This window comes from Streptomyces sp. NPDC096205 (assembly GCF_044763135.1).
GTDB lineage: Bacteria > Actinomycetota > Actinomycetes > Streptomycetales > Streptomycetaceae > Streptomyces.
In genome coordinates, this window is sequence record NZ_JBIWFS010000004.1 from 355,476 (window position 1) to 374,942 (window position 19,467).

The 19,467-nt window shown below is 73.3% G+C and carries 17 protein-coding genes and 1 pseudogene; 11 read left to right on the forward strand and 7 right to left on the reverse strand.

The genetic code is table 11. The annotated features are described in order from the left end of the window. Positions 1 to 12 precede the first annotated feature (12 nt). A complete protein-coding gene (locus ACIQ6Y_RS17595) occupies positions 13 to 1,341 on the reverse strand; it encodes a TerD family protein (RefSeq protein ID WP_404040096.1) in 1,329 nt (442 codons plus the stop codon). 319 nt (positions 1,342 to 1,660) lie between these two features. On the opposite strand from ACIQ6Y_RS17595, the gene ACIQ6Y_RS17600 reads away from it, so the two are divergent. The 4 genes from ACIQ6Y_RS17600 (at position 1,661) to ACIQ6Y_RS17615 (ending at position 6,506) form a co-directional block, all read left to right on the forward strand. Next, positions 1,661 to 2,101, forward strand: a complete 441-nt coding sequence (locus ACIQ6Y_RS17600; RefSeq protein ID WP_404039167.1) for a DUF6643 family protein — start codon at positions 1,661 to 1,663, stop codon at positions 2,099 to 2,101. A gap of 43 nt (positions 2,102 to 2,144) precedes the next feature. Next, positions 2,145 to 2,966, forward strand: a complete 822-nt coding sequence (locus ACIQ6Y_RS17605) for an MOSC domain-containing protein (protein ID WP_404039169.1) — start codon at positions 2,145 to 2,147, stop codon at positions 2,964 to 2,966. 172 nt (positions 2,967 to 3,138) lie between these two features. Next, the gene (locus ACIQ6Y_RS17610) at positions 3,139 to 3,741 is read left to right on the forward strand and encodes a hypothetical protein (RefSeq protein ID WP_404039171.1); all 603 of its coding nucleotides are present in this window, start codon (positions 3,139 to 3,141) and stop codon (positions 3,739 to 3,741) included. A 335-nt stretch (positions 3,742 to 4,076) separates the two neighbouring features. Continuing rightward, entirely contained in the window at positions 4,077 to 6,506 is a 2,430-nt protein-coding gene (locus ACIQ6Y_RS17615) for a right-handed parallel beta-helix repeat-containing protein (RefSeq protein ID WP_404039174.1), read from the forward strand. 69 nt (positions 6,507 to 6,575) lie between these two features. Here ACIQ6Y_RS17615 and ACIQ6Y_RS17620 read toward each other — a convergent pair whose 3' ends face one another. Further along, the gene (locus ACIQ6Y_RS17620) at positions 6,576 to 9,083 is read right to left on the reverse strand and encodes a hypothetical protein (protein ID WP_404039177.1); all 2,508 of its coding nucleotides are present in this window, start codon (positions 9,081 to 9,083) and stop codon (positions 6,576 to 6,578) included. A 279-nt stretch (positions 9,084 to 9,362) separates the two neighbouring features. Here ACIQ6Y_RS17620 and ACIQ6Y_RS17625 point away from each other — a divergent pair, with 279 nt between their 5' ends. Together ACIQ6Y_RS17625 and ACIQ6Y_RS17630 are read left to right on the forward strand one after the other, a co-directional pair. Beyond that, positions 9,363 to 10,208, forward strand: coding sequence for a DeoR/GlpR family DNA-binding transcription regulator (locus ACIQ6Y_RS17625; protein ID WP_404039180.1), 846 nt, complete (start codon positions 9,363 to 9,365; stop codon positions 10,206 to 10,208). A 59-nt stretch (positions 10,209 to 10,267) separates the two neighbouring features. Continuing rightward, positions 10,268 to 10,738: an SRPBCC family protein gene (locus ACIQ6Y_RS17630; protein ID WP_404039183.1), complete on the forward strand. Its 471-nt coding sequence runs from the start codon at positions 10,268 to 10,270 to the stop codon at positions 10,736 to 10,738. Positions 10,739 to 10,745: 7 nt separating this feature from the next. Here ACIQ6Y_RS17630 and ACIQ6Y_RS17635 read toward each other — a convergent pair whose 3' ends face one another. Further along, the gene (locus ACIQ6Y_RS17635) at positions 10,746 to 11,870 is read right to left on the reverse strand and encodes a PLP-dependent cysteine synthase family protein (protein WP_404039186.1); all 1,125 of its coding nucleotides are present in this window, start codon (positions 11,868 to 11,870) and stop codon (positions 10,746 to 10,748) included. A gap of 438 nt (positions 11,871 to 12,308) precedes the next feature. Between ACIQ6Y_RS17635 and ACIQ6Y_RS17640 the strand changes: the two genes are divergently transcribed. Both ACIQ6Y_RS17640 and ACIQ6Y_RS17645 read left to right on the forward strand, forming a co-directional pair. Next, positions 12,309 to 12,632, forward strand: a complete 324-nt coding sequence (locus ACIQ6Y_RS17640) for a hypothetical protein (RefSeq protein WP_404039189.1) — start codon at positions 12,309 to 12,311, stop codon at positions 12,630 to 12,632. Positions 12,633 to 13,046: 414 nt separating this feature from the next. After that, positions 13,047 to 13,586, forward strand: a complete 540-nt coding sequence (locus ACIQ6Y_RS17645) for an ATP-binding protein (RefSeq protein WP_404039192.1) — start codon at positions 13,047 to 13,049, stop codon at positions 13,584 to 13,586. 192 nt (positions 13,587 to 13,778) lie between these two features. Here the strand turns inward: ACIQ6Y_RS17645 and ACIQ6Y_RS17650 are convergent. The 3 genes and pseudogenes from ACIQ6Y_RS17650 to ACIQ6Y_RS17660 all read right to left on the reverse strand — a co-directional run bounded on the left by ACIQ6Y_RS17650 (position 13,779) and on the right by ACIQ6Y_RS17660 (position 17,370). Then, positions 13,779 to 16,340: pseudogene (locus tag ACIQ6Y_RS17650) on the reverse strand (ABC transporter permease). Next, on the reverse strand, positions 16,337 to 17,086 hold the full coding sequence (locus tag ACIQ6Y_RS17655; protein ID WP_404039194.1) for an ABC transporter ATP-binding protein: 750 nt from the start codon (positions 17,084 to 17,086) through the stop codon (positions 16,337 to 16,339). Before ACIQ6Y_RS17655 ends, ACIQ6Y_RS17650 begins: the two are co-directional and overlap by 4 nt. Next, entirely contained in the window at positions 17,083 to 17,370 is a 288-nt protein-coding gene (locus ACIQ6Y_RS17660) for an SHOCT domain-containing protein (RefSeq protein ID WP_404039197.1), read from the reverse strand. Before ACIQ6Y_RS17660 ends, ACIQ6Y_RS17655 begins: the two co-directional genes overlap by 4 nt. Positions 17,371 to 17,508: 138 nt before the next feature. Here ACIQ6Y_RS17660 and ACIQ6Y_RS17665 point away from each other — a divergent pair, with 138 nt between their 5' ends. The 3 genes from ACIQ6Y_RS17665 to ACIQ6Y_RS17675 all read left to right on the forward strand — a co-directional run bounded on the left by ACIQ6Y_RS17665 (position 17,509) and on the right by ACIQ6Y_RS17675 (position 18,971). Further along, a complete protein-coding gene (locus ACIQ6Y_RS17665; RefSeq protein ID WP_404039199.1) occupies positions 17,509 to 18,087 on the forward strand; it encodes a TetR/AcrR family transcriptional regulator in 579 nt (192 codons plus the stop codon). Position 18,088: 1 nt separating this feature from the next. Further along, positions 18,089 to 18,673 (forward strand): DUF4865 family protein, encoded by a 585-nt coding sequence (locus tag ACIQ6Y_RS17670; RefSeq protein WP_404039202.1) that lies wholly within the window; start codon positions 18,089 to 18,091, stop codon positions 18,671 to 18,673. 112 nt (positions 18,674 to 18,785) lie between these two features. Further along, entirely contained in the window at positions 18,786 to 18,971 is a 186-nt protein-coding gene (locus tag ACIQ6Y_RS17675) for a DUF1272 domain-containing protein (RefSeq protein WP_404039205.1), read from the forward strand. A gap of 51 nt (positions 18,972 to 19,022) precedes the next feature. On the opposite strand, the gene ACIQ6Y_RS17680 is transcribed toward ACIQ6Y_RS17675, so the two are convergent. Next, positions 19,023 to 19,466, reverse strand: a complete 444-nt coding sequence (locus ACIQ6Y_RS17680; protein WP_404039207.1) for a hypothetical protein — start codon at positions 19,464 to 19,466, stop codon at positions 19,023 to 19,025. Position 19,467: the final 1 nt, after the last annotated feature.

Sequence of the window (19,467 nt, forward strand, 5' to 3'; positions counted from 1 at the left end):
GCCGTACAGGCGTTACTTACGGCCGGGCGTCCAGTTCATGCCCCAGCCGTAGGCGTAGTCGACGGTGCGCTGCGGGCTGACGCCGCGCTCGGGGACCAGGTAGCGGGCCTCGCGCTGGACGATCAGGTCGTCGCCCTGGGCGGTGATCAGGGCGAGGGCGCACACGGTCGACGGGACCGTGCACTCGTCGAGGGAGAAGTCGATGGGCGCGCCGAACTGCGGCTGGAGGGTGACCGTGGCGTGCAGGTCGGCGAAGGAGCGGGCGCCCTCGTAGATGGTGACGAAGACGAGGATGCGCCGGAAGTACCGCTTGTGGTCGAGGTTGATGGTGAGGTTCTCGCCGCTCGCGACCGCGCCGGTGCGGTCGTCACCGTCGAGGTGGATGAACGGCGGCTGGTGCAGGGAGCCGAAGGCGTTGCCGAGGGCCTGGACGACGCCCTTGCTGCCGTCGGAGAGCTCGTAGAGGGCGCACAGGTCGAGATCGAGGTCCGAGTGCATCGCGACCGGGCGGCCGAACTTGCCGGCCCAGCCGGAGAACTGCTTGCGCACCTCCCAGTTGAGATTCACCCGCATCGCGCCCGAGGTGCCGCCCTGCTTGGTCAGCGACACGGACGGGGCCGCCTTGGTCAGCGTGACCTTGGACAGGCTCACCGGCGCGGCCGGCGGCGGAGGCGGGGCCATGGGCGGGGCGGGCGGCGGCGGGGGCGTGCGCGTGTACGCGGGCGGGACGGGCTGCGCGGCGAGGGTGGGAGCCGTCGGCGGGGCGGGAGGCGGCGCGGTGACCGTGGGTGGTGCCGCCGTCACCGGCGGGGCCGTGTGCTGCGGCTCGTCGACCGTGATGCCGAAGTCCGTGGCGAGGCCCTCCAGGCCGCTGTCGTAGCCCTGGCCCACGGCGCGGAACTTCCAGGCGCCCTGGCGGCGGTAGAACTCGCCGAGCACGAAGGCGGTTTCGACGCTCGCGTCCGTGCTGTCGAACCGCGCGGCCACCGCGCCACTGCCCGCGTCCCGCACCTCGATGTAGAGGCCGGGCACCTGGCCGAACGTTCCGCCGTCGGCGGACGCGGCGAGCACCACCGTCTCCACCGAGGGCTCCACGCGCGCGAGGTCGACGAGAAGCGTGTCGGTCACCTGCCCGCCGGAGGTGCGCTTGCCCTCGTGGCGTACGGCTCCGGAGGAATGCGCCGGCTGGTTGTAGAAGACGAAGTCCGCGTCGGACCGTACCCTGCGGCCGGTCAGCAGCAGGGCCGAGGCGTCGGCGTCGGGCACGCCCGGTCCGGCACGCCAGCCCAGCTCGACCCGCAGGGCCGTCGTCGGCACCGGAACGTTCGATCCCTTCGGCATTGACATGTCCGCCCCCATCGCGGGTCACCGTGCCGGTCGCGCCCGGCAGTTCCATCGGCCTGTGTCCGCCCAACCTATGCGGACCGCCGCGGACAACCTATGCGGACGGCTCCACAAGCCCTCCCGAAGGGCCGGAACAGGGGGTGTCCAACCGCCGGTAACCCCTTGGGAGCTGAGGCTTTACACGATCCGGGCGAGGTTTGCCGCCCCTTTTTCTCCGAATTCGCTCGCATTGGGGAACACGGGCCTCCGCGGACACGGAAAACAACCCTCTTATCGGTCTCCCCAACCAGCACATCGTGGGCTTAACTTATGTGCCATGACCTCCCCCCGCTCCACCTATGGCGGCGGCTACTACTCCGCCTCCTTCCCGGACACCCCGATCTACGACTCGCTCGTGGCCGAGCGTGGCACCCCGCAGATCGCCCCGATCCGGGTCCCCGCCGCCTACGACACGCCGGGCAGCAGCCTGCCCGCGCTGCCGTCGGCGCTGCCCGCCCTCCCGGCGGCCCCCTCCCAGCCCTCCTACGGCTACCCGCAGCAGATGCAGCAGCCCGCGCCGCTGCACCAGGCTGCGCCCACGGCCTACATCCCGCAGCAGGCCGCCGCTCCGCGCGGGTACCCCGGCCCGCAGCAGCAGCCGCAGCGTCCGCCGATGTCGGGCGCCGCCGGCTACGAGTCGATGCGCCCCGCGGCTCCCCGTCCGGCCCCCACGCCGTACCAGGACCCGTACAACAACCAGCAGTACCGCGGCTACTGACGCGATCTCCCGGGCTGTCGGTGCCGAGTGGCACGATGGCCCCATGGGGAACGCGAAACTGCAGTCGATACACGTCCATCCGGTCAAGGCGTTCCGGGGTCTGGCACCCCGGGAGGCTGTCGTGGAGCCCTGGGGGCTGGCCGGAGACCGACGCTGGGTGCTGATCGACGACGGGGGAAAGGTCGTCACACAACGCCAGCAGCCACATCTCGCGCAGGCCGCCGCCGGGCTCGTACCCGGCGGCGTCGTGCTGTCCGCGCCCGGTGCCGAGCCGCTGACCGTCACCGTCCCGGAGCCGGGGGACACGGTCACGCTCGACATCTTCGGCGACAAGGTCGAGGGCGTCCTCGCCGACCGGAGCGCACACGACTGGGCCAGCGCCTATCTCGGTGTCCCGGTGCGGCTGGTGCACATGGACGACCCGGCCACGCGCCGGCCCGTCGACCCCGAGTTCGCGCTGCCCGGTGAGACCGTCTCCTTCGCCGACGGCTTTCCGCTGCTGCTCACCACCGCGTCCTCGCTCGACTCCCTCAACTCCCTGATCGCCGAGGGCCCGCACGCCGCGGAGGGGCCCCTGCCGATGAACCGCTTCCGGCCGAACGTGGTCGTGTCCGGCACCGAGCCGTGGGCCGAGGACGACTGGTCGCGCGTCGCCATCGGGGAGGTCACCTTCCGCGTCGCCAAGATGTGCGGGCGCTGCGTGGTGACCACCACCGACCAGGACACCGCCGTACGGGGCAAGGAGCCCCTGCACACCCTCGGCCGGCACCGGCGCTTCGCCGGCTCGCTCGCCTTCGGGCAGAACCTGGTCCCGCTGTCGGGCGGCACGATCCGGGTCGGCGACGAGGTGCGGATCCTGGAGTAGCCGGGAACCTCGGCCCCGGGCCCGGACGTTGGGCTTGCGTGAGCAGTTCGTGAGAGGTCCCGGCCGACGCGGTGCCGCCCTTCCCTGAAGGTGACGTCACTCTCTCTTCGGCCGGGTCCGCGGTGGACGCCTCCGCCAGGAGGTATCACGGAGCGGGGAAGGGGGCGGAAGAGTGCGGGCGATCTCTGGTCTCTGGCGTTGGCGGCACAACCCGCTGCGTCGCGGGACGGATCTGGCCGAGGCCTGGGTGTGTCTGGCCGCGCTGCTGCTGATGCTGGTCGCCGCTCCCGTGATCGGCACCCTGGTGGGCTCCGCCGCGGACGAGTCCCTGCAGCGCTCCGTGCGTGAGCAGCAGCGCCGCCGCCATCAGGTGACGGCCCGGGTGGTCGAGGAGCTGAAGCACACCGCACCGGCCGCGGACCCGGAGACCGCCTCGCGCGACACCCGCAGCCGGGTCCTCGCCTCCTGGTCCGCCCCGGACGGCACCGAGCGGCGGGGCCCGGTGACGGCCCCGCTGCGCGACCCTGAGCCGGGCGACCGGTTCGCGCTATGGACCGACCGGCAGGGCCGCCCCGCCGTCAGACCCCTCGACCCTGCCACCGCCACCACCCACGCCGTAATCGCCGGCATCGGCGCCGCCCTCCTCGCGGCCCTCCTCGTCGAACTCGCCCGCCGCCTCGCGCTGTGGCGCATGATCCGCCGCAGATACGCCTGTTGGGACCAGGCCTGGGACCGAGCGGGCCCGGACTGGGGCCGAACGGGCACGGGCATCTGACGAGGTCCTGCTCGGACGGGCAGCGGACGTGCAGGGGGTTGGCTGTTGGCTAAGGAACCGCACGCGGCACGCGACGGCCTCCCGCGCCGAATCCGCCCGCGGCAGGCAGCACACGGCCACAAAGCACACAGCACACAGCACGCCCCGCAGCACACCGACCCGGCACACCGCCCCCTCCCGCCGGGCACAGCCCGACAGTTGGCGGCCGTAGGTCGCCTTCCCGCTCCGGTCAACCCACTGCCCTCCCGCACGCTACGGTGGACCGGCCGAACCCCTTCGGCATCAATGCGCGCGAGCGAGCCATCAGTACGACGAGGTGGGGGCACAGCAACGCCATGGCACAGGGCACGGTCCAGGTGACGCACACCGGCACTTCGCGGTGGCGGCGCCGCACAGGTGAGTACGCATCGCTCGCCGCCGCCCTGGAGGCCGCGGCCGAGGGTGACGTGCTCACCATCGCCCCCGGTACCTACCGGGAGAACCTCGTCGTCCAGCGGGCGGTGACCCTGCGCGGCCCGGAGGGCTCCCCCGGCTCGGTGCGTATCGCGCCGACGGAGGGCGTGCCGCTGACGGTGCGCGCGTCCGCGGTCGTGCAGGACCTGCATGTGGAGGGGCAGGACGCGGCGGCGCCCGCGCTGCTGGTGGAGGACGGCACCCCGGAGATCTCCGACCTGCGGATCGTGACGCGGTCCGCGGCCGGGATCGAGGTGCGCGGCACGGCGCGGCCCACCGTGCGGCGCTGCACCGTCGACAACCCGGCCGGTATCGGTATCGCGGTGGTCGACGGCGGGGGCGGGGTGTTCGAGGAGTGCGAGGTGCTGGCGGCCGGGCAGGCGGGCGTCGCCGTGCGCGGCGGCGGCCATCCCCGGCTGGAGCGCTGCCGGGTGCACCACGCGGCGGGCACGGGCCTCGCGGTGACCGGCGAGAACTCCTCGCTGGAGGCGGTGGGCTGCGAGGTCTACGAGGTGCGGGGCAGCGGTGTGCAGGTCACCGCGCACGCCACCGGACACCTCGTCAACTGCGATGTGCACCGCACCACCGCCGACGGGGTCACCCTGGACACGGACGCCGTGCTGACCCTGGCCGACTGCCGGATCCACGACATCCCGGAGAACGCGGTCGACCTGCGCTCCCGCTCGGTCCTCACCCTGACCCGCACCAGCGTGCGGCAGTTCGGGCGCAACGGCCTGTCGGTGTGGGACCCGGGCACCCGGGTGGACGCCCACCAGTGCGAGATCTTCGACAGCACCGGCGACTACCCGGCGGTGTGGGTGAGCGACGGCGCGACCGCGGTGCTGGACTCCTGCCGGGTGCACGACGTACCGGACGCGCTGTTCGTGCTGGACCGCGGCTCACGCGCCGACGTGGTGGACACCGACCTGTCGCAGGTGCGCAACACGGCCGTGTCCGTGAGCGACGGGGCGACGGCGCAGCTCGACGACTGCCGGATCCGGGACGCGGCGACGGGCGCGTGGTTCCGCGACCACGGCAGCGGCGGCACGCTCAGCAACTGCACCCTGGACGGCACCCAGACCGGCGTGATCGTCACCAAGGGCGCCGACCCGACCGTGGAGCGCTGCACGGTCGACTCCCCCACCGAGGCCGGCTTCTATGTGTCGGCCGGTGGCCGCGGCAGCTTCCTGGGCTGCCGGGTGACCGGCAGTGCCGGCTACGGCTTCCATGTGATCGACGGCTGCCGTACGACGCTGAAGAAGTGCCGGACGGAGCGGTGCGCGCGCGGGGGTTACGAGTTCGCGGACGGCGGCCCGGACACCGGGTCGGGCTCCGGGCCGGTCGTCGAGGACTGCACCAGCGACGAGAGCGCGGGCGTCCGACGGCAGGCCGCCGCGTCGGAACCGGCCGTCGCGACGGTCACGCAGACCGCCGGGCTGCTCGGCGCGGTGCCCGACCAGCGTCCCGCCACCCCCGAGCCCGCCCCGGAGCAGGAACCGGCCCGCACCTCCAAGGCGGTGCTCGGTGAACTGGACGCGCTGGTGGGCCTGGAGAGCGTCAAGCGGGAGGTCCGGGCCCTCACCGACATGATCGAGGTGGGCCGACGCCGGCAGCGAGCCGGCCTGAAGGCGGCCTCGGTCAAGCGGCATCTGGTCTTTACCGGCTCCCCCGGCACCGGCAAGACGACCGTCGCCCGGCTCTACGGCGAGATCCTCGCCTCCCTCGGTGTGCTGGAGAAGGGCCATCTGGTCGAGGTGTCCCGGGTGGATCTGGTCGGCGAGCACATCGGCTCGACGGCGATCCGCACCCAGGAGGCGTTCGAACGGGCGCGTGGCGGTGTGCTGTTCATCGACGAGGCGTACGCGCTGTCGCCTCAGGACGCGGGCCGTGACTTCGGCAAGGAGGCCATCGACACGCTGGTGAAGCTGATGGAGGACCACCGCGACGCGGTCGTGGTGATCGTCGCGGGCTACACCGCCGAGATGGAGCGCTTCCTGTCCGTCAACCCGGGTGTGGCGTCCCGTTTCTCGCGGACCATCACCTTCGGCGACTACGGGCCCGAGGAACTGCTGCGGATCGTGGAGCAGCAGGCCGAGGAGCACGAGTACCGGTTGGCGCCGGGCACGCCTGAAGCGCTGCTGAAGTACTTCACCGACCTGCCGAAGGGGCCCGCGTTCGGCAACGGCCGCACCGCGCGGCAGACGTTCGAGGCGATGGTGGAGCGTCACGCGGGCCGGGTGGCGCAGGTGGTGGAGCCGAGCACGGACGATCTGACGCTGCTGTTCGAGGAGGACCTGCCTCAGCTGCCCTGAGCCTCCTGCCGGACAGCAGAGACCTGCCTCAGCTGCCCTGAGCCTCCTGCCGGACAGCAGAGACCTGCCTCAGATGCCCTGCGCCTCCCGCCGCGCACGCGTGTGGCGCGGGGTCGGCACGCCGCCGCCGGGCCCGAGGTCGGCCAGCAGCCGCTCGCGTTCCTCGGCGAAGGCCGGGTCGGCCTGGTATTCGGAGTGGCCGAGGACGGGCGCGGGCAGCGGATGCCGGTCGGTGCGGCCGTGGGCGAGGGGGTCCTTCAGCGCGGGGCGGTCCACCTCGGGGCCGCAGTCGCCCGGCAGGCGGACGGGCCCGCCGATCGGGTCGGTGCGCCGGTACAGGTTGCGCCAGCAGTCCAGCTCCTGGTGCAGCGCGCCGAGCGCGGCGGGCCCGAAGTGGGCCGGGAACCAGCGGCCGTAGAGGCGCTCCAGCGGGGAGCCGTAGGTCAGCAGGGCGACACGGCCGCGGTCGGCCGGGCTCAGCTGCCAGACGGCGGCGGCCGCGAGGACGCTGCCCTGGGAGTGCCCGGAGATGACGAGGCGTCCGCCGGTGGCACGGGTCCAACTGGTCATGCGCCAGGTCAGGTCGGGCACCGCGCGCTCGGCGTAGCAGGGCGGGGCGAAGGGGTGGGCGGCGCGCGGCCAGAAGGTGCCGACGTCCCAGAGGATGCCGATGGTGCGCCGCGCGGAGGCGTCCTTGTAGGCGCGCCGGCCCCAGGTGACGAACAGTATGAAGCCGAGGCCGATCAGCCAGGAGCCCAGCGCCTGCGCGGTCTCGGCGGCGCCCTGGACGAAGGGGTGGGCGTGCTCGGCGGCCCGGCCGGGCGTGCGGTCGCTGAGCCAGGCTCCGACGAGGGCGCCGGCGCCGAGCAGCAGCGTGGTGACGGCGGTGACGGCGACGATCAGCGGCGCGCTGTCGGTGAGCGTGGCCAGGGCCCGGACCCGGGCGATACGGCGGGTGCGCGCGGGCTCGCGCATCTCGTCGGGGTAGTCGCGCTCGACCGCCGCCCGCTCGGCGCGGGCCAGCCGCACGGTGCGCCACCCGAGGAGGGCGCAGACGGCGAGGAGGACCAGCAGCAGGGGCGGGATGACGGAGGCCTGCCAGGTCAGCAGCACCGGCGGCCCCGGGATGGAGGCGCCGGTGCCGTCCAGCCAGTCCGCGACCCGCTGCGAGACACCGCCCGCCATCACGCCGCCGAGCGCGCAGCCCAGCAGGGCGACGACGGGCCCGCCGAGCCCGCGCAGCGCGGCGCGCGGGTCGGGCAGGGCCCGGTGCAGCACATGCGCGACGACCGCGAGGGCGATCACCAGCACGCCCTGGGCGAGGGCGATGCCGCCGAAGGCCGCGTCGCCGGGCAGTCGCCCGGCCGACTGCCAGCCGGGCCGCTCCCAGCCGGCGTAGACCAGGGCGAGCACGAGAGCGGCGAGGGCGCCGAGCGGCAGGAGCCTGGCGAGGCGGGCGTCGAGCTCGCGGTCCAGGCGCCGCTCGCTGCGGCCCCGTCGGCACACCACCCACACCACGGCGAGCGCCCCGGCGAGCAGTCCCGCGCCGAGCAGCCGGCCCAGCAGGTCGAGGGCGGCCGGGCCGCCGGGCTCGCGGTCGTGTCCGGAGGCCGCCGCGGTGAGCACGGCGGCGACCGTCAGCAGCCCGGCCGCGGTGTGCGCGGCGCGCAGGCGTGCCACCAGGCGGCGGCCGTACCAGAAGCCGGGCCGGCCGAGGGCCGTGCTGCCGTCGTCCTCTCCACGTCCGCCCAGCGCCGTACTGCCGCTGCCCTCACCGCATCCGCCGAGCGCCGTGCCGCCGCTGCCCTCACCGCGTCCGCCCAGCGCCGTACTGCCGCTGCCCTCACTGCATCCGCCGAGCGCCGTACTGCCACTGCCCTCACCGCATCCGCCCAGCGCCGTACTGCCACTGTCCTCGCCGGGGCCGGCGTTGAAGGCCAGGGGCCGCTGGGATTCGTACGCGTTCCAGGTGCGGTGGGACAGGTACCACAGCAGGCCGGTGAGGGCGGCGGGCAGCAATGCGGCGAGGGCGAGCCGGCGGCCGGGGCGGCTCCACCAGCCGCCGTCGGAGCCGGCCGGCGACAGGAAGCCCAGCCAGCTGTGCCGGTCGGCGCACGGGCGTGTGCCCGCGCACTGCCAGGCCGCCAGATCCAGCGCCACCTCGCAGGCCCCGGCCACGAGCAGCACGGTCAGGGTGAGGCCGGCGAGCCGCACCAGGAGTCCGTACAGGCGCACGGTCCGGACCCGGCCGTGGGCGCCCGGCCGCATCCAGTGCGCCAGGTTGACCACCATGAACGGCAGTAACAGCAGCCACAGGGCGCGGGTGCCGTTGCCGGAGGTGAGGTTGCACCAGACGTACGCCTCGGGGACCGGACGGCGCCTCGTGGCGTCGGCGTCGGCCTCGGGTGCGGTGTCGGCGGCGCGGCGGAAGACGGCCGCGGTGTCGTCCCCGGTGATCCGTACGGTGCGCGGATCGCCGAGCATCTGCTCCGGCGTGGTGCCGCCGACGCCGTGGACCAGGAGCTCCAGGGCGGTCGCCGGGTCCTCCGTGAGGGTCTTTTCCTGAGTGCGTTCCACTGTGCCACTTCCCCCGTGACGCTGCGTCGGCAACTGTTCGTGCACGCATCAGGATCTCGACAGGGCCTTCTGCGTACACCCCTCGTCACCGAATCTCCCCGATCCGTGCGAGGAACAGGGGTCGTGGGTGGCATGTGCGCGACCGCACGGCCGGTGGCGCGACCGGTGCCGGGTCGTGCGAGGATGGGACGCCCGCGCGCGCGACGACAGGGAAACGTCCTTGTCGGAGCAGGTGTGAGGACGGGTCGGACGGCAGTGGACGAAAGGACCGGAGCGTACGTGAGCGAGAATCAGAACCTCCTCGCGGAGCAGCGGCGCGCCCTGATCCTTGACGAGGTCCGGCGCCGCGGCGGGGTCCGGGTCAACGAGCTGACCCGCAAGCTCGGTGTGTCGGACATGACCGTACGCCGTGATCTGGACGCGCTGGCGCGTCAGGGTGTGCTGGAGAAGGTGCACGGCGGCGCGGTCCCGGTCGTGGAGGCGAGCACGCACGAGCCCGGCTTCGAGGCCAAGTCCGGTCTGGAGCCGACGGCCAAGGAGGACATCGCGCGGGCCGCCGCCCGCCTGGTCCCGCCGGGCAGCGCGATCGCGCTGTCGGGCGGTACGACGACGTACGCGCTGGCGCAGCAGCTGGTGGACGTGCCCGATCTGACGGTCGTCACCAACTCGGTGCGGGTGGCGGACGTGTTCCACGCGGCGCAGCGGTCGACGGGTCCGCGGCAGGGCGCTGCGACGGTGGTGCTGACCGGCGGGGTGCGCACTCCGTCGGACTCGCTGGTGGGCCCGGTGGCCGATCAGGCCATCTCCACGCTCCACTTCGACCTGCTGTTCCTCGGTGTGCACGGGATATCGCCGCAGGCCGGTCTGTCGACGCCGAACCTCGCGGAGGCGGAGACCAACCGGCGGCTCGTGCAGGCGGCGCGCCGGGTGGTGGTGGTCGCCGACCACACCAAGTGGGGCACGGTGGGCCTGAGTTCGTTCGCCACGCTGGACCAGGTCGACACGCTGGTGACCGACGCGGGCCTGCCGGCCGAGGCACGCGCGCAGGTGTCGGAGCATCTGCGGCGCCTGGTGGTGGCGGGCGAGGACGAGGAGCTGGGCGAGCCGGGTGGTGCAGACGCCTGACGATCGGTCAGGTAAGGTGGGCGGCCGTCCTGCCGTCGTGCACCGCCCTGGGGGTTCGTATGGCTCGCCGTCTGCGTCCGGTCGAGGCCGGCTTCGTGCGGGACGCGCCCGTACGTCATGTGTTCGCGCGCAACATCGCCGCCGCGCCCGAGCACGTCTACCGCGCGCTCGCCGAGGACGTACCCGGCTGGAGCGAGTGGTTCGGCGCGGTGACACTCGCCCGGCCGCTGCGGGACGGCGCCGGGCGGGAGGTCCGGCTGCGGGGCGGTACGCGGTTCGAGGAGACGGTCCTCGTCGCGAAGGAGCCCGACCTGTACGTCTATCGCGTGGATGTCACCAACGCGCCGGGGGCGCACGCCCTGGTCGAGGAGTGGCGGCTGGCGCCCGCCGGAGCGGGCACGCGCGTGTGCTGGACCTTCGCCGCCGACGGCACGGCGCCCTTCCTGCTGGCGCTGCGGCTGGCCCGCCCCGGCCTCGACCGTTCCTTCCGGGGCGCGATGACGGCGCTGGACCGGCGGCTGGGCCGCTGAGCCTCGCTCAGTGCGGCCAGACGCCCGTGTCCAGCAGGGTGTCGATGGCCGCGGCGTAGGGGGCGATGTCGAGGCCCTGCGCGGCGAGCCAGTCGTCGGAGTAGTACTTGTCGAGGTAGCGGTCGCCCGGGTCGCACAGCAGGGTGACGACACTGCCCGTCCGCCCCGCGGCGACCATCTCGGCGACGATCTTCAGCGCGCTCCACAGCCCGGTTCCGGTCGAGCCGCCCGCCTTGCGGCCGATGGCCCGCTCCAGGGCGCGTACGGCGGCGACGCTCGCCGCGTCGGGGACCTTCATCATGCGGTCGATCGCGCCGGGCACGAAGCTCGGCTCCATGCGTGGCCGGCCGATGCCCTCGATGCGTGAGCCGCAGTCGCAGGTGACGTCCGGATCGCCCGTGGTCCAGCCCTCGAAGAAGCAGGAGTTCTCGGGGTCGGCGACACAGATGCGGGTGTCGTGCTGCATGTAGTGGACGTAGCGCGCGAGGGTCGCGGAGGTGCCGCCGGTGCCGGCCGTGGCGACGATCCAGGCGGGCTCGGGGAACCGCTCCAGCTCCAGCTGGCGGAAGATGGACTCGGCGATGTTGTTGTTGCCGCGCCAGTCCGTGGCCCGTTCGGCGTAGGTGAACTGGTCCATGTAGTGGCCGCCGGTCTCGGCCGCGAGGCGGGCGGAGGCCTCGTACATCGTGCGCGGGTCGTCCACGAAGTGGCACCGGCCGCCGTGGAACTCGATCAGGCGGATCTTCTCGGCGCTGGTCGTGCGCGGCATGACGGCGATGAAGGGCACGCCGATCAGCTTCGCGAAGTACGCCTCGGACACGGCCGTCGAACCGCTGGACGCCTCGATGACCGGGCGGTCGGGGCGGATCCAGCCGTTGCACAGCCCGTAGAGGAACAGCGAGCGGGCGAGCCGGTGCTTGAGGCTGCCGGTGGGGTGGGTGGACTCGTCCTTGAGGTAGAGGTCGATGCCCCACTTCTCCGGCAGCGGGAAGCGCAGCAGGTGCGTGTCGGCCGACCGGTTGGCGTCGGCCTGGACCTTGCGGACGGCTTCTTTCAGCCAGTCGCGGTAGCGCGCGTCAGTGCGGTCGACGTCAAGGGTCGCGCCGGTCGGGATCTGCTGGATGGTGCTCACGGCGTCGCTCCTCACGCTGCGCGGCACCCGCGTCCGCGCGGTGCCGTCCCTTCGATCATAAGCACCTCTCCGAACGCTTCCCACCTGCATAAACGCATCTTTGAGCCACCCAAAGGCGCCCTGGGGCACGGCTGTACGAAGCACCGACACGCAGGCGTACGAGGCACCGGCGCACGCCCCTGCGGCGCTCCGGCGCGAGCCCCTCGGGAGACCCGCCGCGGCCCGCCTGCCGGACCGGGGCGCATTCGGCCGAGTGCTTCCGCGCCCGGCGCGAGCCCCACGCGCGCACTGGTGCGGGGCGCCGGGTGGAGGCAGACTGCACGCGCGGGGTACCCGAAGGGTGTCCCGTCGGTGTCGACAGGGGTTCACGACACGCGGCCGGCGACCCGTTCGGGCGTACGGCCGCATACGGCACATGCGACAAGGGGGCAGGGCGCCATGGCGGAGCCGGAGTTCACGGCGACGGGCGTGCGGATCGGGAAGGGTCTGCGGTCGCTCACCCGCGCCGGGCAGGTCCGGATCAACGACGGCAGGCTGGAGCTGCTCACCAGTTACGGCAGCGAGATCGACAGCGCGCCGCTGAAGACGGTGCGGGCGTCGAAGCCGTGGTTCGGGTCCGAGGACCGGGCCGTCGCCGACCTCGGCGGCAAGCGGTACACGCTGACGCTGGGCGACCACGACCCCGCTCCCGGCGAGTCGGGGCCACCCGCGGCGCGCCGGTTCGTCGAGGCCGTGCGCCGGGCCACGGGGCGCGACCGCTGAGGCCTCCGCCGAAGCCGCGCCGGCGACCGCCGAGCCTGCGCGGAAGCCCCGAAGGGTGACTGCCGAGCCTGCGCGGAAGCCCCGACGGGCGACCGCCGAGCCTGCGCGGAAGCCCCGACGGGCGACCGCCGAGCTTCCGCCGAAGCTACGCGGGGCGACGGCCGAGCCACCGCCGAAGCCGCGCGGCGCGACCGCCGGGCCTCCGGAAGAGCTGCGCGGTGTGACCGTCGCGGCACGGCGAGTTGCGGCTCTTCACCCCTTGCGTCACTCTGGTCTCACGTCACTCTGGGTTTACCGGCGACAACGCTGCGAACCAGCCCGCCGGGCACGACAGCAGGCGGTCGTCTCGACTCGGACCCCTGCTGGATCCGTCCTCCGTGTTCTTCCGGACCTCAACGTCGGGGAGTCGCAGCCGTGATCAGTCACCCAAGCAGACACTGCACGGTGGAGCTCCAAGCCCTGCCGTCGCGGATCGGCCAGGTCCGCAGAATCCTTTCTGCGCAGTTGCGCTACTGGCATCTTGATCCCTTGATAGACCGGGCGACGCTCGGTGTGACCGAGCTGTTGTCGAACGTCCACCGGCATGCCCAACCCGACAAGACGTGCACTGTGCAGATCGAGCTGCTGCTCGACCGGCTGACGGTGTCGGTGCGCGACCACGACCCACGGCTTCCCGTCGTGGAAGACGCCGATCCGCTCGCGACCTGCGGGCGTGGGCTCGCCATGGTGGCGGCGGTCAGCGAGAGCTGGGGCGCGCGGCCGGACGGCGAGGACGGCAAGGTGGTGTGGTTCAGCCTGCCGACGGCTGTCGCCGGGAAGAGCGACGCTGCTGGGCGCCCGCTGCGGCGGGCCGGGCTGGAGACGACCGTGTTCCCCGAGGTGGAGCCTGTCGCCGTCGCGGCCGACGCGCCGTTGGTCGAACACGCTCCCGCCCGGTCGGCCGTTGTCGGCTGACCGGGCGGTGAGGAACGCTTCGCCGGAAGGAGCGGCGAGGCGGGAAGCTGCGGCGAGGTCGTCCTCCGGGTGCGGGTTCGTCGTGGCTTTTCGCGCCCACGCGGCGGAGCCGCATGTCGATACGGCCCCGCGCCCCTGAGGGCACTGCTCCGAGCCTCGTACAGGCACTGCCACCCTGCCCCCGAAGTCCGGTCACTCCATGGCCACCGCCCTCAGTACGTCCAGCCGTGCCGCCCTCCTCGCCGGCCTCCAGCCGGCGAGGGCGCCCGCCGCCAGGCCCACCAGTGCGACCACGGTGAGTTGTATCGGCGGCAGCGCGAAGGCGAACGCGCTGTCGCTCGACGCGTCGGAGGACTTGACCAGGACCCAGCCGAGGAAGGCGCCCAGGCCCAGGCCACCGGCTGTGCCGAAGGCGGCGACCAGGACGGACTCCCAGCGGACCATGGCCCGCAGCTGGGACCGCGTCTGGCCGACGGCACGCAGCAGGCCCAGTTCGCGGGTGCGCTCGTGGACGGCCAGGGTGAGGGTGTTGGCGATGCCTAGCAGGGCGATCAGGACGGCCAGGGCGAGCAGCGCGTAGACCAAGGTCAGCATCATGTCGATGCCGCCGGCGGAGGACTCGGCTTACTCGTCACGGGTCTGCACCTCGGGATTGCCGTAGTGCTCGGCGACCTGTTCCACCGCCGCCTTGCCCGCGGCCGTGTCCACCCCGTCCTCGAAGGAGACGGCGACCAGCGAGTCGGCGTCCTGGGTGCGGTGCGGGGCCCACGCCGCGCGGGTGACGACGTAGTCGCCGGCGAGTTCGGACTGCTCGTACAGCGCGCGGACGGTGAAGGTCCGCCGCTCGCCATCGGTGAAGGTCAGTCGGGCGGGGTCGCCGACCGCGAGGTGCTGCCGTTCGGCCTCCTTCTCGGTGACGGCGATGCCGTCCGTGCCGAGGTCGCCGAGGGAGCCCCGGACCTGGCCGAGGTCGAAGGTGCGTTCCAGGGCCACCGGGTCGGTGACGGTCAGGGCCCGCCCCTGCCCCTCGACCTCGGCGACGCCCCGGCCGAGTCCGACGGCCGTGTCCACCTCGGGCAGGGCGGCGACCGCTCCGGCGAGCCTCGGGCTCAGCCCGCTGCCGCCCGCGCCGAAGGACGGAGTGCTGACGGCGACATCGCCCGCGAAGGAGCGGGACACCGTCTGGTCCATGGTCGCCTTCAGCGAGGCCCCGAACACCGTGAACAGCGACACCACGGCCACGCCGATCATCAGCGCGCTGGCGGTGGCGGCGGTCCGCCCGGGGTTGCGCAGGGCGTTGCGCCGGGCGAGTGAGCCGGTGACGCCGCGCAGCCGGTCGAGGGGCCCGCCGAGGACCCGTACGGCCGAACCGGCGGCGACCGGGCCGAGGATCACGAACGCGGCCAGGGCGAGGACCGCGCCGGTGCCCGCGAGCCACAGGGACGGGGAGAGCAGTACGCCGGTGAGGGTCACGGCCAGTGCGGCGGTGAGCACCCCGATGCCGAGGACGGCACGCGCGCGTGAGGCGCCCGAGGTGTCGACGGCCGTCTCCCGCAGGGCTGCCAGGGGCGCGGTGCGTCCGGCGCGTACGGCGGGCAGCACGGCGGAGAGCAGGCAGACCACGACACCGACCGCGAGGGGCAGCCCCATCGACAGGGTCGTGACGACGAGGTCGCCGTCGGGGAAGGGGAAGCCGATCGCCGGGAAGAGTGCCTGGAGTCCGGCCGCGATGCCGATGCCGCCCGCGAGGCCGGCCGCGGACGCGCTCACCGCGACGACGGTCGCCTCGGCGAGGGTGGTGGCGGTGACCTGGCGGCGGGAGGCGCCGAGGGCGCGCAGCAGGGCGTTCTCGCGGGTGCGCTGGGCCACGACGATGGCGAAGGTGTTGTGGATCGAGAAGGTCGCGACCAGAAGCGCGATCCCGGAGAACACCAGCAGGAAGGTGGTGAACAGGGTCAGGAACTGGCTGGAGATCATGTCGGTGTTCTCGGCGGCCGCGTCCTGGCCGGTGATGGCCTCGACGCCCTTCGGCAGGGCCGGGGTCAGCCGGTCGACCAGTTCCTCCTGGCCCACTCCGGGCTCGGCCCGCACCAGGATCGACGCCGCCTCGCCCGGTCGGGCGGTGAGGTACTTCTCCGCGTCGGCGCGGGTCATGCCGGTGAAGGTCACCTGGGCCATGCCGTCCTCGCCGCCGAAGGTCGCCAGGCCCACGACGGTGACCCGTACGGGGTCGGGCGTACGGAGGGTCGTGGTGTCGCCGATCTTCAGGCCGCCCTTGTCGGCGGCACCGCGGTTGACGACGACCTCGCCGGACCTCTCGGGGGCGCGGCCCTCGGCGAGCCGGTAGGGGTTGAGCTCGGGGTCGGTGATCCAGTTGCCGGCGAGGGTGGGCGGGCCCTGGCCGCCGACGGGGTCGCCGTCCTTGCCGACGAGCTGGCCCGCGCCCTGGATGTCGGGCGCGGCGGCGGCGACGCCGGGCACGTCCTCGATCCGGTCGGTCAGGCCGGCGTCCAGCGGTTCGCGCACGCCCTGGCTCTCGCCCGGCGTGGTGATCGCGTCGGCGCTGCGGACGACCGCGTCGGTGCCGGCGGTCGCGTTGCCGAACAGGGAGTCGAAACTGGCCCGCAGGGTGTCGCCCATGACGAGCGTGCCGGCCAGGAACGCCACGCCGAGCAGCACGGCGAGGAACGTACCGGCGAAGCGCCGTCTGTGGGCGCGCAGGGACGACAGACTCAGGCGCAGGGAGGCGTTCATGAGGGCACCTCGAAGGCTTTCATGCGGTCCAGGACCTTGTCGGCGGTCGGGTCCTCCATCCGGTCGACGAGGCGCCCGTCGGCCAGGAACAGCACCTCGTCGGCGTGGGCGGCGGCCACGGGGTCGTGGGTGACCATGACCACCGTGCGGTCCGTCTCCCGCACGGCACGCCCGAGGAGGCCGAGGACCTCCTGGCCGCTGCGGGAGTCGAGGTTGCCGGTCGGCTCGTCGGCGAAGACCACGTCGGGGCGGCCGGCGAACGCCCGGGCGACGGCGACGCGTTGCTGCTGGCCGCCGGAGAGTTCGGCGGGCCGGTGCCGCAGCCGGTCGCGCAGGCCGACGACGTCGATCAGCGTGTCGATCCACTCCGGGTCGCCGCCGCGCCCCGCGAGGTCCAGCGGGAGGGTGATGTTCTCGGCGACGGTCAGCGTGGGCACCAGGTTGTACGCCTGGAAGACGAACCCGACCCGGTCGCGGCGCAGCAGGGTCAGCCTGCGGTCGTCGAGGGCGCCGAGTTCGGTGTCGCCGATGAAGGCGGCGCCCGAGGTGAGGGTGTCCAGGCCGGCCGCGCAGTGCATCAGGGTGGACTTGCCGGAGCCGGAGGGCCCCATGATCGCGGTGAAGCGGCCGGCCGGGAAGCCGACGCTCACCCCGTCCAGGGCCCTGACCTCGGTGTCGCCGTGGCCGTAGACCTTCACGGCGTCGACGACCCGGGCGGCGGTGCGCACCTCGGTGGTCACCGTCATGCCGCACCGCCCTTCGTACGGCCGAACTGCTCGTCGAGGACGGACAGCCGGCGCCAGTACTCGTCCTCGTCGATCTCGCCGGAGGCGAACCGGCGGCCGAGCATCGCGATGGGCGAGTCGCCGGAGGGCGTGCGGTCCTCGGGCGGCCGCCAGGGGGCGCGGCGCCCGCGCCACACGGTGCGGCGCAGCAGGGTGACGGCGGTGACGACCACGGCCGCCCAGATCACGGGGAAGAGCAGGATCCACGGCCCGGGGCCGCCGTCCCAGTGGGCGAGTGTCTGCATGGCGGTTCAACTCCCTCTTTCCAGGAACGGACTTCGAGTGATGTCTCGAGCCTGGCTCCGGGAGGGGGTCCGGGTCGTCGTACGGGCGGGGGCAGTGCGGATACCTCCCGGGGAGTACGGACGTCTGTAACTACTAGTATGTACAGTGGTGGCATGAGCACCTCGGAGCGTCTGATCGAGTCCGCCCAGGAGCTGCTCTGGGAGCGCGGGTACGTGGGCACGAGCCCCAAGGCGATCCTGGAGCGCGCCGGCGCCGGGCAGGGCAGCATGTACCACCACTTCAAGGGCAAGCCCCATCTCGCCCTGGCCGCCATCCGGCGCACGGCGGAACAGCTGCGCGGGGCCGCCGAGGCGGTGCTGGGCGGGCCCGGCACGCCGTACGAGCGCGTCCGGGCCTATCTGCTGCACGAGCGCGATGTGCTGCGGGGCTGTCCGGTCGGCCGGCTGACGATGGACCCGGACGTGATCGCGAGCGAGGAACTGCGGGCGCCGGTCGAGGAGACGCTCGCCTGGCTGCATGCCCGGCTCGCCGGGATCGTCCAGGAGGGCAAGGACCAGGGGCAGTTCGGGCCCGCTCTGGTGCCCGAGGAGATCGCCGCGACGGTCGTCGCGACCGTGCAGGGCGGTTACGTCCTGGCCCGCGCCTCCGGTTCGACCGCCGCCTTCGACGCCGGCGTCCGAGGTCTGCTCACCCTGCTGGCCCCTGAGGAGAGATGACATGCACGCACTGCACTACCCCGTCACCCTGCCCGCCGACTACGACATGGACATCATCCGCACCCGGGTCGCCACCCGCGGCCATCTCATGGACGGTTTCGAGGGGTTGGGCTTCAAGGCGTATCTGATGCGGGAGCGCGGCGTGGCCGGGTCGCCCGTGAACGAGTACGCGCCCTTCTACCTGTGGAACACGGTCGAGGGCATGAACTCCTTCCTGTGGGGCGGCCCGTTCCAGGGCATCCCCGACGACTTCGGCCGGCCGGTGGTGCGGCAGTGGACGGGCCTCGCCTACGAGGAGGGCGGCGCGGCCGATGCGCCCGCCCTGGTCGCCGTACGGCACACGCGGCCGGTTCCGGACGGACGGGTGCTGGCGGAGGTGATGGAGGACGCGGCGCGTGAGGCGGGGCGGCTCGCGGGGCGCGACGGGGCGGTGTGCGCGGCGGCGGCCGTGGATCCGAGCCGGTGGGAGACGGTGCACTTCTCGCTGTGGGCGCGGGAGCGGCCGGAGGCGGAGGGCGATGTCTTCCAGGTGCTGCATCTGTCGGCGCCGGGCCGCAAGTCGCTGCCGAGGGGCCGGCAGTGGTGAGCCCGGTCGGTGGCCCGATCCTGAGGATCTCTGGCCCTCGCGGGCGCTGACGCGCGGGTGCCGTGCGACGACGATGAGGGCGTACGCACAGCGTGAGACGAGGAGAACGGCCATGGCCCTGGAGATGCGCGACCGCTGCGAGCGGTGTACGACGGCGGAGCTGCCGTACGACGCGCCGGCCCGTATCTGTACCTACGAGTGCACTTTCTGTGTGCCGTGCACCGAGGCGATGGCCGGGGTGTGCCCCAACTGCGGCGGGGAGCTGGTTGCGAGGCCGCGGCGCGCGGTCGAGGTCTGAACGGCGGGTGCCCGTCCCCCCAAGCCGGTTGGGAGGACGGGCACTTGGCCGCTACTGGAGGGACAGGCCCTTCGGTGAGGTGAGGCCCTTGTCGGGGTCGACGCGGTAGGTCGCCGTCCGGACGGTGGGCGGGCAGGCGGAGCCGTTGGGGTGCTGCTCCTTCAGCCTCGCCGTGCTGTCCTGCGCGAGCGGGGGCCGGCCGTCGGCGAAGTCGACGAGCAGCCGCACCGGGACCGTGGTGGCCCCGATGTCGTCGGCGAGGCGGACCGACACCGACATGAACGGGTCCGCGGGATCGCCCGAAGTCCGCTCCTTGCAGGCGTCGTTCACACACAGCCGGATCGTCGCCGCGTCCCGGCCGCCGAAGTCCGACGGCCGCCACACGAGCGAGACCGCCGACTCCCCGTCGGCCCGGGTGCAGGGCGTGTCCTGACCGAGGAACGAGCATCCGGTCAGGGCCAGCGCCAGCAGGGGCGGGAGAAATGCGCGGCGCATG

Excerpts from the sequence above, each read along its gene's own strand:
- ACIQ6Y_RS17595 (WP_404040096.1), bottom strand. The coding sequence starts at position 1,341 with ATGCCGAAGGGATCGAACGTTCCGGTGCCGACGACGGCCCTGCGGGTC.
- ACIQ6Y_RS17600 (WP_404039167.1), top strand. The coding sequence starts at position 1,661 with ATGACCTCCCCCCGCTCCACCTATGGCGGCGGCTACTACTCCGCCTCC.
- ACIQ6Y_RS17605 (WP_404039169.1), top strand. The coding sequence starts at position 2,145 with ATGGGGAACGCGAAACTGCAGTCGATACACGTCCATCCGGTCAAGGCG.
- ACIQ6Y_RS17615 (WP_404039174.1), top strand. The coding sequence starts at position 4,077 with ATGGCACAGGGCACGGTCCAGGTGACGCACACCGGCACTTCGCGGTGG.
- ACIQ6Y_RS17630 (WP_404039183.1), top strand. The coding sequence starts at position 10,268 with ATGGCTCGCCGTCTGCGTCCGGTCGAGGCCGGCTTCGTGCGGGACGCG.
- ACIQ6Y_RS17640 (WP_404039189.1), top strand. The coding sequence starts at position 12,309 with ATGGCGGAGCCGGAGTTCACGGCGACGGGCGTGCGGATCGGGAAGGGT.
- ACIQ6Y_RS17655 (WP_404039194.1), bottom strand. The coding sequence starts at position 17,086 with ATGACGGTGACCACCGAGGTGCGCACCGCCGCCCGGGTCGTCGACGCC.
- ACIQ6Y_RS17660 (WP_404039197.1), bottom strand. The coding sequence starts at position 17,370 with ATGCAGACACTCGCCCACTGGGACGGCGGCCCCGGGCCGTGGATCCTG.
- ACIQ6Y_RS17665 (WP_404039199.1), top strand. The coding sequence starts at position 17,509 with ATGTACAGTGGTGGCATGAGCACCTCGGAGCGTCTGATCGAGTCCGCC.
- ACIQ6Y_RS17670 (WP_404039202.1), top strand. The coding sequence starts at position 18,089 with ATGCACGCACTGCACTACCCCGTCACCCTGCCCGCCGACTACGACATG.
- ACIQ6Y_RS17675 (WP_404039205.1), top strand. The coding sequence starts at position 18,786 with ATGGCCCTGGAGATGCGCGACCGCTGCGAGCGGTGTACGACGGCGGAG.
- ACIQ6Y_RS17680 (WP_404039207.1), bottom strand. The coding sequence starts at position 19,466 with ATGCGCCGCGCATTTCTCCCGCCCCTGCTGGCGCTGGCCCTGACCGGA.